This is a genomic window from Microcoleus sp. Z1_B2, from assembly GCF_036700325.1.
Lineage (GTDB): Bacteria > Cyanobacteriota > Cyanobacteriia > Cyanobacteriales > Microcoleaceae > Microcoleus.
The window spans coordinates 36,245-50,689 of record NZ_JAUBOQ010000022.1 but is presented as its reverse complement, the minus strand read 5'-3'; the positions used below and the strand labels follow the sequence as shown (position 1 = coordinate 50,689).

8 protein-coding genes and 1 other RNA gene are annotated in these 14,445 nt (G+C 45.6%); 7 read left to right on the top strand and 2 right to left on the bottom strand.

From position 1 onward, the window contains the following. Positions 1-60: 60 nt before the first annotated feature. Positions 61-753 (top strand): response regulator transcription factor, encoded by a 693-nt coding sequence (locus QT984_RS14895; protein ID WP_333051401.1) that lies wholly within the window; start codon positions 61-63, stop codon positions 751-753. Between the two features lie 118 nt (positions 754-871). Here QT984_RS14895 and hemG read toward each other — a convergent pair whose 3' ends face one another. Beyond that, complete coding sequence (hemG, locus tag QT984_RS14890) at positions 872-2,359, bottom strand: protoporphyrinogen oxidase (RefSeq protein WP_333233721.1); 1,488 nt, start codon at positions 2,357-2,359, stop codon at positions 872-874. A gap of 34 nt (positions 2,360-2,393) precedes the next feature. Here hemG and QT984_RS14885 point away from each other — a divergent pair, with 34 nt between their 5' ends. From QT984_RS14885 to QT984_RS14860, 6 genes are all read left to right on the top strand, one after another. Continuing rightward, on the top strand, positions 2,394-2,531 hold the full coding sequence (locus QT984_RS14885) for a hypothetical protein (protein WP_333233720.1): 138 nt from the start codon (positions 2,394-2,396) through the stop codon (positions 2,529-2,531). A gap of 703 nt (positions 2,532-3,234) precedes the next feature. Continuing rightward, on the top strand, positions 3,235-7,470 hold the full coding sequence (locus QT984_RS14880) for a PAS domain S-box protein (RefSeq protein WP_333051404.1): 4,236 nt from the start codon (positions 3,235-3,237) through the stop codon (positions 7,468-7,470). Positions 7,471-7,546: 76 nt separating this feature from the next. Continuing rightward, on the top strand, positions 7,547-8,731 hold the full coding sequence (corA, locus tag QT984_RS14875; protein ID WP_333051405.1) for a magnesium/cobalt transporter CorA: 1,185 nt from the start codon (positions 7,547-7,549) through the stop codon (positions 8,729-8,731). A 572-nt stretch (positions 8,732-9,303) separates the two neighbouring features. Beyond that, positions 9,304-9,737: RNase P RNA component class A (rnpB, locus tag QT984_RS14870), an RNA gene on the top strand. 288 nt (positions 9,738-10,025) lie between these two features. Next, entirely contained in the window at positions 10,026-10,733 is a 708-nt protein-coding gene (gene rnc / locus QT984_RS14865; RefSeq protein ID WP_333051407.1) for a ribonuclease III, read from the top strand. Positions 10,734-11,055: 322 nt separating this feature from the next. After that, positions 11,056-12,261 carry a Gfo/Idh/MocA family oxidoreductase gene (locus QT984_RS14860; protein WP_333051409.1) on the top strand — a complete coding sequence of 402 codons (1,206 nt, stop codon included), beginning with the start codon at positions 11,056-11,058 and terminating at the stop codon, positions 12,259-12,261. 31 nt (positions 12,262-12,292) lie between these two features. On the opposite strand, the gene QT984_RS14855 is transcribed toward QT984_RS14860, so the two are convergent. Beyond that, positions 12,293-14,338 carry an ATP-binding protein gene (locus tag QT984_RS14855; protein WP_333210956.1) on the bottom strand — a complete coding sequence of 682 codons (2,046 nt, stop codon included), beginning with the start codon at positions 14,336-14,338 and terminating at the stop codon, positions 12,293-12,295. Between the last annotated feature and the right edge of the window lie 107 nt (positions 14,339-14,445).

The window sequence follows — 14,445 nt, the reverse complement described above, 5'->3', positions numbered from 1 at the left end:
CCAGTTTTCTATTATTATGGCTGAATATTCTTGCCTAATTCTTCAAGCAAACTTGTGGTCATGGCCCCTGTAAAAATTCTTGTGGTTGATGACGACCCGGCAATCCGAAATTTAATTCACCGTTTTTTGAGCCAGCAAGGTTATCAAGTTGAGTCTGGCGAGGACGGTCAGACTGGTCTGGAATTATTTGAGCAACTCAATCCTGACTTAGTAGTTCTAGATGTAAATTTACCTGATACAACTGGCTATAAACTGTGTCAAGAAATGCAAAGACGCACGGGCGTGTTTGTGTTGATGCTGACTGCCCGAACCGATGAAGCTGACAAAATGAAAGGGTTTGCCGAAGGTGCTGACGACTACATTACTAAACCTTTTAGTCTTGTAGAGATTGGAGCTCGCGTTGCAGCAATTTTGAAGCGTAAACGCATTGTTACTCCCGCGGAACAACAAAGTCTTACTTTTGGAGAGCTACTAATAGATCCGGTTCGCCGCGAGGTAATTCTCGGCAGCCAGATAGTTGCTTTGACTGCTTTAGAATTCGACCTGCTGTACTGTTTGGCTAGCAAACCCGGTCGCGTGTGGAGGCGATCGGAATTGCTGCATGAAGTGTGGGACTACGAGTATGTAGGAGCCGATCGCGTGGTGGATGTTCATATCGGTCAAATTCGCCGCAAAATTGAACTAGATCCCAATCAAATGCCGATGATTCAAACCGTCAGGGGGGTGGGTTACAAGTTTGAGCCAACAACCTAGTAGCATTCGCCGGCACGTCCGTCGGCACACCAGGCAGAAGGCAGTATAGGGGCGGGTTCACCAATATCTCTGATTCACATCCTCGATATTTGTAAACCCGCCCTCCCCACACAAGAATTCAGATCGATCGAGTATCTGATTGTTTTTTCTGCAAATACTCGCCCACTTCTCGTGCACGCTCAAAACCCCTTCGCACGCAATCTCCCAAAGCCACGCCGCCAACGTAGTTACTGCACAAATACACCCCCGGCAAAGATTTTAAGCCCTCATCGATTTGTTGCAGGCGATCGAAATGCCCCAAATTGTACTGAGGAATCGCCCGCTTCCACACATTCACCGCTAAAACTTTTGGCTGTGGCACATCTGGTTTCAGCAAAATCCGAGACAAATCTCGGTGCACCTCCCGAACGATTTCTTCTGAGTCGAGATTGCCAATTTCCGAGTCTGTTGCCCCGCCGATGAAACTGGTGAGAGTGTGCCAGCCTGCAGGCGTGCGATCGGCAAATAAACTTGATGTCCAAATCGTCCCCAGAGTGCGAATTCCCTGCCCCCTCGGAATTAAATTTCCAAAACCTACTAATTTACTCTTGACATCTGAGTGCGGATATGCTAAGACAACGCAGGCAACCGTAGGATAAGTAAAAGCTTGTAAAGCAGTGCTAACTTCTGGTTGCAGAGGCTGCAACAAATCGGCTGTAACATAAGCCGGCGTGGTCAAAACCACGGTACGCGCCTCAACTTCCTGCTGTCCGTCGGGCGTCGAGAATACAGCAATGTAAGTTTCGCGTTCTGTACGATCGAGGCGAGTCAGATGCCAGTTGAGTTTCAGTCGATCGCCCAATTCAGCAGCGATCGCCTCTGGCAAAGCTTTCAACCCCTGTTTAAACGAACCCAACTCCCCCGGCCTAGTTTTAGGAACATTCGGGTCTGCAACAGTCTTTAGCCCCCCCTTGGTAAGGGGGGGTTGGGGGGGTCTTTTCCTAGCAGAAAGCAGCGCCCCCGCCACCAGCCCGCCACCCAGATCGGCCATCTTTGCTACCCGGCCAAAAGCCGCCGCTGCGCTAAGTTGTTGCGGATCGCCCGCATAAACCCCAGAAACAAAAGGTTCCACCAACCGCTGCATCACTTCCGTCCCCAGATGACGGCGGAAAAATTGAGAAACAGTTTCCTCGTTACCCTGCTGCGAAAGTCCAGCGCCCATTGCCGGCGCGACAAACCCCAAAGCCCCGAACAACGCCCGCAGTTTCCCCGGAAAACTCAGTAACTGAGACTGAATCATCGCCGGTGGAGTCATCGGCACCGGTTGCAGCTTTTTTTGCCAATACACAAAACGAGGCAATTTGCGATCGGCAAAAATCAACTCCTGCTTCAATCCCACATCCACAGCCAACTTCATCAATTCTGGCGTCGGCGAAAAACTGTTCGGGCCCTCCTCCCAGAGAAACCCCCCCGCTGTCACAGTGGTGATGTTCCCGCCCACACGTCCCTGACTCTCAGCGACTAAAATCTTCAGCGAGGATGGACTCGTTGCTTCCTTGTGAAGTGCGTGCGCCAAACTCAAACCGCTAATACCTGCACCCACAATCAAGGTATCTAATAGTTCCATATTACATAGAAAAATATCGCAATCTTTATGTTACATGGCTTTGCACGGCTTGCGTTCTTTGCCTCGCGTACTGCCAAACCGCTTTCAGATTAGCGAATTGGGAATTGGGAATCGGGAATTGGGAATCGGGAATTGGGAATTGGGAATCGGTAAGCTGTCGGGCATTTCTTAAGCATTTTTCTCGCAGGTTGTGGATTAACCTCTGCCCGTCTCCCCGTCTCCCCGTCTCTCCATCTCGCTTTTGTATCCGCTGGGTCTGCTTTAAAAAAAGAGCATCTGCTTTAATTAAGCTATATTCCCAAAAATACTATTTGTTTAAAATTTTTGTATTATAGGGAACAGCGCCGAAAATTGCACCGGGAAACGCAGCAGTACAGTGTCCAAAAAGATTTGACTGGGTTAAACTAACTTTAGGAAAATTGGAGAGCTTAAGCAAGTCAGCACCCCGCTCGGAAGAGATGGGGCTTTATGCCCTAATCAAAAGACATAGTTGACCAGCTATCGTCTTAACTGATTAGGTTATCAAAAATATGGGTGTAGCTCAAGCTGCTATGAGATAGCGGGTGAAATATTTGAAACGGTAATTGTTCCGTGGAAAGTAGATCGCAAAAGTACCAAGTGACCAAGTAGCCCTGTGTAGTAATAATCAATATTCAAGGCGGTTAAAACTGCCTGATGAGTGCTACCTCGATCGGTCTACTCACATCTTGCACCATTCTCGCTTAACAGGCTTTCCGGCTTGTTCCACAAAGATTTAATTTCTTGTGGGTTTGGCATCCTGCCCGCTCATAAAAGCTTATTGAAAATGGTGCAACATATGAGCCTAAAGACACGAGGTTTCCATAATACTAAGCTTTTCTCATGAAAAAATACCCATGCAGGAAGTTATCAACTCGTTTCAGTCTTTTTTCTCTAACTCTGTTGATGCTTTCCTAGAGTGCGATCGACAGCAAAAGTACCTATCGATAAATCCAGTCGCTGCTGCTTGGATGGGATTGGATCCGGCTGAAATAGTCAACAAAACTAATCAGGAATTATTAAAATTATATCCCAATAATGCTGCTGTTAAAAATATAATCTCGCAGATTGATTCTTGCCTGCAACAAGTATTTATTACCGGGGAAAAACGGCTGGCAATTCATGAGGTGACGACGGCAGACGGCGGGATTAAAATTTACGAAACTGCTTACACGCCAGCGGTGGATGCCTCTAGCAAGCAGATGCGGGTTTTGGGCGTCGGTAGAGATATCACCAGGCATTACCGCTGGCAGCAGCAGAAAACTCAACAGTTGCGCCGATCGAACCATTTACTGTGGTTGAATGCAGCTAACAGTCCCCTGGCAATGGTAGGCTGGGATGAAGATTTTCGGATAGTTCAATGGTCGAAACGCGCCGAAGAAATCTTTGGCTGGACATCCGATGATATGATGGGCAAGCAGTTCGGCGATTTAGATTTGGTTTGCGAGGAAGATAGAGAGACTGTAAGCGCGATCGAGCTTGAACTAGCCACTGGCAACGGCAATACTTCAATTAACCGCAACTATACTAAAAGCGGACAGGTAATTTGGTGTCGCTGGTTCAACTCGATTATTCGCAGCGGCGACACTTTTACTGTGCTTTCTTTGGTGGAAGATATCACCGATCGCAAACGGTTGGAAGCAGAAAAAGCCCAAGCTTCTCGCCTCACAGCAATGGTAGCCGATGTGGGTATTGCCCTCACCAGACACCCTCAAGATATCCTGCTTCCATGCTGCGAGGCACTGGTGCGAAATCTCGATGTCACTTCGGCGGAAATTTGGACTTTCAACACTCAACATAATGTTTGCCAATTGCAAGCAGTATCGGGAATATACAGCCGCACAGACGATCGCGCTAGCTTTATTGAAAGTAAGGTTAACTCGATCGCCAAACAGCAAAAACCAGAGTTTGACTGCGGATTTGAACTGAACAATTTTGGACTCCCAGAGGAAGAATCCCCGAAAGCAACAGAGGCGCAAAAGTCCGAAGTAGCCATTATCAACACCAGTCAAAAGCCGACAAATTGCCAAATTCCCAACCAAATTATAACCTTCGCCGGCTACCCTTTGATAGTCGAAGAACGGCTGGTGGGAGTCATGGTAATTATCAGCCGCCAGCCGCTGAGTGCACCTTTTCAGGAAACTTTAGCATCGGTTGCTGATGTCATCGCTTTAGGCATCGAACGCAAGCGTGCCGAAGCTGAATTACAATCAGCGAGAGGGTTCCTCAATTCCGTAGTAGAAAATCTGCCGGTGGGAGTTTTTGCTAAAGATGCTTCTTCGCTGAAATTTGTGCTGTGGAATAAAGCGGGAGAAACGATCGCAGGTGTTACCTCTGATGAGGCGATCGGCAAAAATGACTACGATATTTACCCCAAAGAACAAGCTGATGTTTTTACTGCTCAAGACAGGGAAATATTGACAGGCGATCGCAACCAATCTAATGTTAAAGACATAGCCGAAGAGCCGATCCAAACTCGCCACAAAGGTATGAGAATACTGCACACCCGCAAAGTGCCAATTCTCGACGCCGCAGGCCGTCCTCAGTACGTTTTGGGGATTACTGAAGATATTACCGAACGCAGGCAGGTAGACGAAAGCGTGCGCCTCTACGACCAAATTGTGGAGAATATGCAAATTGGTTTGTACGTCTACCATTTAGAAAATATAGACGATGATAGCACTCTCAGGGCGATCGCCTCCAATCCTGCAGCTACCCTATTTACCGGATTAGAAATGGCTGATGTTTTGGGAATGACAATCGACGAGATTTTTCCCCACCTGCGATCGAAAAACATTCCCCAAGCATTTGCTTCGGTAATTCGCACCCAGAAAGCCGTAGAACTTGAAGATATTGACTGCGATGAAGGGGGTCGAATAACTCGCGCTTTTTCTATTAAAGCTTTTCCATTACCCAACAACTGCGTCGGTGTTGCTTTTGAAAACATTACTGCTCGCAAGCGCCTAGAACTAGAACTGCAGGTAGCTTTGGAAAAAACCGAACGTTCCGAACAATTCCTGCGTACAGTTATAGACAAAACCAGCGACTGGATTTTTGCCAAAGACAAAAATTTTTGCTATATTTTGGTCAACAATAGTTTCGCTCGATCGATTGGTAAAACAGTCGAAGAAATCCTTAGCAAATCTGATTTAGACTTAGGGTTTTCAGTAGAGCTAGTGTTTGGAAATTCTGCCAAAAATATCCGAGGCTTCCGCACAGACGACTCTGCTGTACTGGCAGGCGAAATTATCCACAATCCCTGCGATATGGCTACTGTTGCAGACGGTTCAGTACATATTTTGGACACCCAAAAACTTCCCCTGCGCGACGCTGAAGGCAATGTATTTGCAGTGCTAGCTTTCGCTCACGATATTACAGAAAGACATGAATCGGAAGCAGCTTTGCGTAGAAGTGAATCAAGATTTAGGTCTTTGGTAGCTAATATTCCCGGAGTGGTTTATCGCTGGAAGTGCGATTTTTCGACTAATTTTATTAGCGATGCCGTTTACTTATTAACTGGCTACCATGCGGCAGATTTTATTTGGGTTTTGGACAGGAGAAGCCGGACTTTTGCTAGTATTATTTACCCGGAAGATTTGGCAAAAGTAGAAGAAACTATTCGGCAAGGCATAGAAAACAAAGAGTCTTATAACTTGGAATACCGCTTGCTCGCAGCAGACGGCACGGTTAAATGGGTTTGGGATAAGGGTTCTCCTGTGTTCGACGCAGAGGGAAACGTTTGCTATTTGGACGGGGTGATTTTTGATATTAGCGATCGGTACTACGCAGAGGAAGCATTGCGCCAAAAAACTTTAGAGTTAGAAGCTGTTTTTCGCGCTTTACCTGATTTGTATTTTCGACTAGATGCTGACGGTAAAATCGTGGATTATTTGTCAGGAACTTCCTCGGTTTTATACGTGCCTCCCGAACATTTTATTGGTCAACGAATGACAGACATATTGCCACACAATGTCGCCTGCCAATTTACCCAAGCAATCTTTGAAGTTTCCGAAACAAGAAATTCCATCGATATAGAATATTCGCTTTCCATGTCGGAAGGAGAAACAACTTATGAAGCCCGACTGTTGCCGTTTAATTCAGATCAGATTATTATTCTAGCTCGCAATATTACCAAGCGCAAACAAGCCGAAGCTCAATTAAAACATAAAAATCGCCAGCTAGAGCAAACATTGAAACAATTAGGCCGGACTCAAGCTCAACTAATTCAAGCGGAAAAAATGTCTGGTTTGGGACAGCTAGTGGCGGGAATTGCTCACGAAATCAATAATCCTGTTAGTTTTATTTACGGTAATATCACTTACGCTAGTGAGTATGCCAAAAACTTGCTGCAACTGTGCAGTTTGTACCAAGCACACTACCCGGAACCTGTGGCGGTTATCCAAGAATTGGCAGAAGAAATAGAACTGGAATTCATGAAAGAGGATTTCCCGCACCTGCTGAGCTCAATTCAAACCGGAGCAGATAGAATTCGCCAAATAGTTCTGTCTTTGCGTAACTTTTCGCGCCTGGAAGAATCCGATCTTAAGCGTGTTAATATTCACGAAGGAATAGACAGTGCTCTGTTGATTTTGCAACACAAGATTAAAGAAAATGGTAGAAATCGTCCTATTCAAATAGTTAAAGAATATGGGAAACTGCCGCAGATACAGTGCTACGTGGGACAGTTAAATCAAGTGTTTATGAATATTTTAAATAATGCTGTTGATGCTTTAGCAGATGTCAGGCAGCGGAAGTTGGAATTGTCTAGTTATTCGGAAGAGGAGCGGCAAGATTTTCCTAGTTTACCTTTAAGTTGCGCGGCATTGCCGTGGATTCGGATTCGCACGGAGTTGCTGGAGAACAATCGGGTGGCGATCGTAATTTCAGATAACGGGTATGGCATGGCAGAGCCTGTTAAGTGTCGGGTATTTGACCCGTTTTTTACTACTAAACCAGTAGGCAAAGGTACAGGTTTGGGACTGTCTATCTCCTATCAGATTGTGGTGGAAAGACACGGAGGGACGCTGCATTGCATTTCCGCGCCTGGAGAGGGAACTGAATTTGCGATCGAGATTCCAATTCGGCAGAGGTAATTAGTCATTGGTAATTGGTAGTTGCACCAGAAAAATGATAATCTAATTAAAGGTTCTAAAAGTCAGGAATATTAGCATGGTATACAAAAACATACATACTTCTAGTGCCGTTGCCAAACAAATTAAAGAAGAAGAAGATAATGATGATGATTCCTATGTTGACTATTTTTATGACGATCAGGGGGCTCCGCCGGGAACTCTCGACTTAGAACCCGATGCGCCGCCTCCGGAGATTGTATTAATTGACTATTGCGACACAGCAGCTACTCGCGCCCACTTGGCAAATCCTCAAAAAGCGGCTGCGTATTTAGATACAGCATCTGTTTCTTGGGTTGATATGTTGGGATTAGGAAACAAAGAAACTTGGCGGCAAATGGCCGAAGTATTTAATTTGCACGTAATGGCTCAGGAAGATGTAGTTAATGTTCCCCAGCGACCGAAAGTAGTAGACTATGAAGAACATCTTTTAATCATTGCTTGGATGGTGATGCTGCATCCAGAATCAGATACTTTTCATAAAGAACAAGTAAGTTTTATTTTGGGCAAGCATTACCTGCTAACTGTTCAGGAAGAACCGGACTATGATTGTTTTGAACCAGTGCGCGATCGCATTCGTAAAGGACAAGGAATGATTCGCAAACACGGCGCAGATTATCTGGCTTATACTCTGTTAGATTCGATTATAGATGGATTCTTCCCTGTATTAGAAGTTTACGGAGAGCGCATTGAAGAATTAGAGGATGAAGTGGTGGTGAACCCCACCCGCAAAACCCTGGAAAAAATCTATAAAATCCGGCGAGAATTGCTGACGCTGCGCCGCGCCATTTGGCCGCAGCGGGATGCAATTAATGTTTTGATTCGAGATAGTAGTGATTTGATTAGTCCAGAGGTGCGAATTTACCTGCGGGACTGTTACGATCACACGGTGCAGGTGATGGATATGGTGGAAACCTATCGAGAGTTGTCTTCTGGTTTGATGGATGTTTACTTGTCTTCGGTTGGTAATAAAATGAATGAAATCATGAAATTGCTGACGGTAATTTCGAGTATATTTATTCCTCTAACTTTTGTGGCGGGAGTATACGGGATGAATTTCAATACAGAGAAATCGCCCTTGAATATGCCGGAGCTGAATTGGTATTTTGGCTATCCGCTGTGTTGGGCTGTTATGGTAGGAATCGCATCTGGTTTAGTTTACTTTTTCTGGCGCCGCGGCTGGTTTGATAATTTTTCTACTATCAAAGATGACTCATTAAAGTAACCGAATTGAAGATTTGAGATTGGGTATTAAAGATTGAAGAATTCAAAATCCTGTTAGGTGAAAAGGTTTCCTGCCCCTAGTTGAATCCGTGCGATAAATCCTTGGATGATAATTGCCAACTTTTGTGCCCCCTGATTCATCCGTGAGTGATTTTAAGGGAGTTGCAGGGAAATTTACAGCATATTCCATATATGTGTAGTACAGAGAAACCGGGTTTCTTGAACAGAATCAGTTTAAAGGCTAGAACTGTAAAGAAACCCGGTTTCTGAGGTGTACTTCACAAACCTGGAATATGCTGTAATTGTTGGGCGGGCTTTCGGGCCCACCGTACAAGAGTTTGAATAAACACAAATGTTGCACCATTGTCAAGAACAGGCTTTCCGGCCTGTTCCACAATAAAATTCATCTCTTGTGGAACAGGCCGGAAAGCCTGTTCATAAAAAGCTTATTGACAATAGTGCCAGATGTGAGAGTAAACACAAATGTCCAAGTTAAGTGGGCGACAATTTAAAATATTCAATCTCAAATCCCAAATAGATTGACGAACGATCGCGTACAATAAATCTGGGGAAAAAGTAGGCGCAGGCGGTTGCGGATTAGCGAAAGCTTGTCTGAGGAAAGTCCGGGCTCCCGAAAAACCAAACTTGCTGGGTAACGCCCAGTGCGAGCGATCGTGAGGATAGTGCCACAGAAAGATACCGCCAATTAGTCATTAGTCAGCAGTCATTGGTCATTAGTAAGTAACTGAGGATTTTTGACTGGGAAGCAACAACTAATTTGGTAAGGGTGCAAAGGTGCGGTAAGAGCGCACCAGCAGCATCGAGAGGTGCTGGCTCGGTAAACCCCAGTTGGGAGCAAGGTCGGAGGGACTATGGTTGGTTTTTTACCAGTTCCGTTTTTTGGTACCGCTTGAGGCGTCTGGTAACAGGCGTCCCAGATAGATAACTGCCCTCGAAAACTGCTTGCAGTTGAGAGAACAGAACCCGGCTTATGTCCGACTTTTTCCTCCCCCCATTTAATTAAAACTACCGCTTGGGAATCAGGTCAACAAATCTTTTCGACCTGTTTTATGTTGGGAAAGGTGTGCACTGCACACCCGGAGGAAGATTTTGGGTAAGGTGCACCATAAGCACCCGGAGGAATATTTAGTCTTTCAACTAAATTTTTTTTATTAATATGAATCTGATACCTGTTAAAAAAAATAATGCAACTTTTGAAAAGCTCCAAACCCGGATAGTCATCCGTGATTCCCACTTCTAAAATCTAAAATCTAAAATCTAAAATCTAAAATGGTATGATTTATCCGGGTCGCCAAAAGCAACTTGAAACATTAATTGAAAAATTGGGACTGACGAAGAATGCTTCGATAAAATGGCATCTCGTCGATTTAGCTTTGACTCATGCGAGCGCGTCAGCTAAGGCGAATTACGAGCAACTAGAGTTTGTCGGGGATGCAGTAGTGCGGCTGGCTGCGTCGGAATTGTTGTTTGAGATTTATCCTGACTGTACAGTGGGAGAATTTGCTGCGATTCGATCGATCTTGGTGAGCGATCGCATTCTTGCTAAAATCGCTGAAAGTTACGGGTTCGATCGCTATTTAATTGTTTCCAGCAGCGCCGCTGCAGACAAAACAGGCGCTGAGCCCCGGCTGGCCGATGCTTTGGAAGCGGTACTGGCTGCGCTTTATTTGAGTACCCAAAGCTTAGAATTAATTCGCCCTTGGCTAGATTCTCACTTTCAACGCTTAGCGGCGGAAATCCGCAGCGATCCGGCTCGCCAAAACTACAAAGCTGCTCTCCAAGAGTTGACTCAAGGCAAATACAAAACTTTGCCTAAATATAGCGTGCAAGAAACTGGGACAGTGCAGGGCGGAGAGGATCGTTTTACCGCAGAAGTTCTCATTCAGGGAAAGTTGGTAGCAGAGGGAAAAGGTCGATCGATCAAAGCGGCCGAACAAGCAGCGGCTCAGGCAGCTTTCAATAAATTAGTTGGTAGTGAGTAGTCAGTTGACTGTTGACTGTTGACTGGTGTTATCAGTTATTGGTTATTTGTTAGGAGCGCGAATTAAATAACTTACAATTTTAATTGTTATTGTGGGATGGGCTCTTATAGCCCGTCCAAAAAGGATGGGCGTCCCGCCCATCCCACTTTCAAGAGTGGAAGTTATTTAATTCTCATTCCTTAGCTGATACCAATAACCAATAACCAATAACCAATAACTACTGCAAACAGTCAACAGTCAACAGTGATTTTTTTGAGTTAAAACATAGATAATAATAACAAAATATGCTAAAATTGCTGTGCGATTTTTGAACTTATAATTAATGAAAATCGGAATAGCTGTATTGGGTGCAGGCCGCTGGGGAGTTAACCTAATTCGCAACTTTCTCGAACATCCCAACAGCCAAGTTTTAGCGGTGGTAGACCCGAATCGAGATTCATTGGCTGCCGTTCAAAAACAGTTTAATCTTGATGCCTCGGTGATTCTAGCTACCGATTGGTCTCAAGTGCAAGCCTTGCCGGGACTGCAAGCTGTGGCGATCGCCACTCCAGCTTCCACACACTACACCCTCGCAGCAGCAGCGCTGAAACAAGGCTACCACGTCTTAGCAGAAAAACCCCTCGCCCTCAACCTGACTGAAGCAATAGAACTCTGTCAATTAGCCGAAAAACAGCAGCGGCAACTCTTCGTTGACCACACTTATCTGTTTCATCCAGCAGTCGATCGAGGCCAAAGAATTATTCAACAGCATCAACTTGGAAAATTGCGCTACGGTTACGCCCAGCGCACCCATTTTGAACCGGTGCGCCATGACGTTGATGCCCTTTGGGACTTGGCTATTCACGATATCGCTATTTTCAATACTTGGTTGGAACAAACGCCAATTGAAGTAAGGGCGATCGGCACTGTTTTTCCGAAGGAAGAGGGAAGTTCGGCAACGGATTCTGTAACGGATGTAACGGATGTAACGGATGTAATGGATGTCAAAAAGAAGGAAGAAGGAAGAAGAAATAGGGAAGAAGGAATAAATCAAGAAGCAGCAGAAATTGAAAATCAATTTTCTCCTTCACTGCTGACTACTAATCCTGCAGAAAAACTAGCAGATTTAGTTTGGGTAACGCTCACCTATCCCGACGGATTTCAAGCATTTATTCACCTGTGCTGGCTAAATCCCGACAAACAACGGCGCTTAACAGTTGTTGGCAGTTTGGGAACCTTGATTTTTGACGAAATGTCGCCAGAAACTCCCCTGATTGTGCAGCGTGGGAATCCAGATTGGGGAGGCGAAGAGAATAACTCTTTTGAAAGTGCGATCGCGCCGCAGCCAAAGAGCCTCAGACACCGCGAAGTGTTGAGTTTAGAACAAGTAGAACCGCTGAGGCGAGTGTGCGATCGCTTCCTCAATTCCGTGCAAACAAATACCCCCTGTCTTACCTCTTCGGGCACCGCCTCCGTCGAATTAATCCGCATTCTCAGCACTTTGAGCAAATCCCTCGAACTCGGCGGACAGCCCCTAATACCATTTTAGATTTGAGATTTTAGATGGGGAACATCACTCCTCAATTTTTAAAACTTCCCTTTTCCGTTACTAAGTCGGGGCTGTGAAAATAAAAACTTGACTGCTGATTGACAGGCAAAGAAATCATCACCGTAGTACCTTGATTCACGCCCGCGCTGTGCAGGGTAATGCTTCCGCTCATAGATTCCATTATCCTTCGCGAGATAGCCAAGCCCAAACCGTTACCGCCAAACTTGCGAGTTGTAGAACCATCAGCCATCACAAAAGGTTGAAACAATTTCTGCTGGTGCTCGGGATCGATACCAATTCCCGTATCTTTAATTGTCACCACCACCCAATCGCTTTGACCGCTGGGGCCCGTCGTACTTTCAGCACTGCCGTTAAAACTACCAGAATTAGTTCTCGACTCTAGTCGCACAGATATATTAATGCTGCCCGACTCTGTAAACTTAACCGCATTGCTCAAAACATTTAAAAACACCTGTTTTAGCTTCTCCGGATCGGCATGAACAATAATCGGATCGTGAGGAGCTGGCAAACTTAACTTCAAGCCTTTTTCCTCGATTGGACTCGCTTGCAAATCAATCGCGTCTTCAAGTACCTGAGTAATATCAACTACTTCTAACATCATGGAGAACGTGCCGGATTCTATTTTAGCAATGTCCAAAATATCATTAATAATATTGAGCAATTGCATTGACGAGTCGTGGGCCCGCTGTAAAAATTCCATTTCTTCATCTCGGTCATCGCAGTAGCCGTCCCGCACAATTTGAATAAAACCAATAATTCCGTTGAGCGGCGTTCTCAATTCGTGAGAAATATTCCCCAAAAATTCATTTTTTAATTGATTGGCAACTTGCGCTTCTTTGGTGGCGACTTCCAATTCTTTTGCCCAGGATCTAAGGCGCTGCACCATGCTGTTGAGTGCTTCTGATAGTTGATTGAATTCCCTAATTTGGAAATCTTGGGGCACTGTCTGCGACGCTTCTGTATCTACTTTCATCGCGTAGTCTCTCAGTTTTTCCACAGGACGCGCCAAGTCGCGAGACAGATATAAAGTGGCGATGATACTAGCAGCAACCAAACCTACAATTAAATTAAATAAAACTTGCTGAATTTCTTCCAAACCCGACAGAGCGTAATCTAAACGAGAGACAGCTAAAATAATCCACTTGCTGTTCTCCTGTGTAGTTGAAGGACTCGGGATAGCGGCGTATCCTGCTAGCAACTCTACACCATTTCTTTCAAAGGAAAATAGGTGGAGAAAAGCTGTTCCGCCGGCGATCGCCCTTCTGACAATACTTTTTAGTCGAGCGGCATCTGCCTCTTGGTCAATATTGCGGCCCACGCGATTGATATTCGGGTGCGCCAAAATCGTCCCATCTTGGTCGATCGCCACCGTATAGCCAGCTAAAGAACCCTTGGGAGCGCTGGTTTGGACAGGCAAGGCCGACTGCAAACTCAAAGCATAACTCAACTGCAGGGTATTGCCCCGACGAATGTAAACAGGAGCGCTCAACACCAAACTCGCTTGGCTATCGCGGCCTTCTTTACCCGCATCGGGAAAATCCTCAGCCCCCAAAGTCACATTCTGATCGTTTGCTGTCCCCTGTCGCTGCGGAGGTAAGGACAGACTGATGTAAACGCTCTTGTCGTCCAGCAGCGTTTGCTGCTGCTGTACGGGCGGCCAAAATTTTGCCGGCAACGACTGAATCGGCTGCTGCCCGCAAGTGCTTGCTATCACTTGATTTGTCTTTAAATTAGTCAATTGCAAGCAATCAACCTGCGCTGGCAACCGCTGCCCTAATTGGGCAATAAACTTTTGATAATCCTTCGGATCTACCGACTGCAACATCGAGCTTTCCGAAGCGCCGATCAGATTCGACTTCAGCGATTTCGCCCACTGTTCAATAGTGTCTGCTTTTCTGACTGCACTTTCTGTCAAGTTTTGACGAGCAGTTTCCAGAAGCGTCGAGCGTGCCTTGCGATAGGTAACATACTCCCCCACCAGTAGAACAGGTACGCTGAGCAACAAAATCCGCGACAGTAAAATACGGCGAAAGGAGGATTGACCTAACTTAACCATAGGAAATATCTAAATTAAGGTGCAACACCCAACAGCGACCATTAAAGTGAAATAAACCAGACCGAAAGCATGAATCTGTCTAGGGGGCTCTGCTGACTGGACAACAC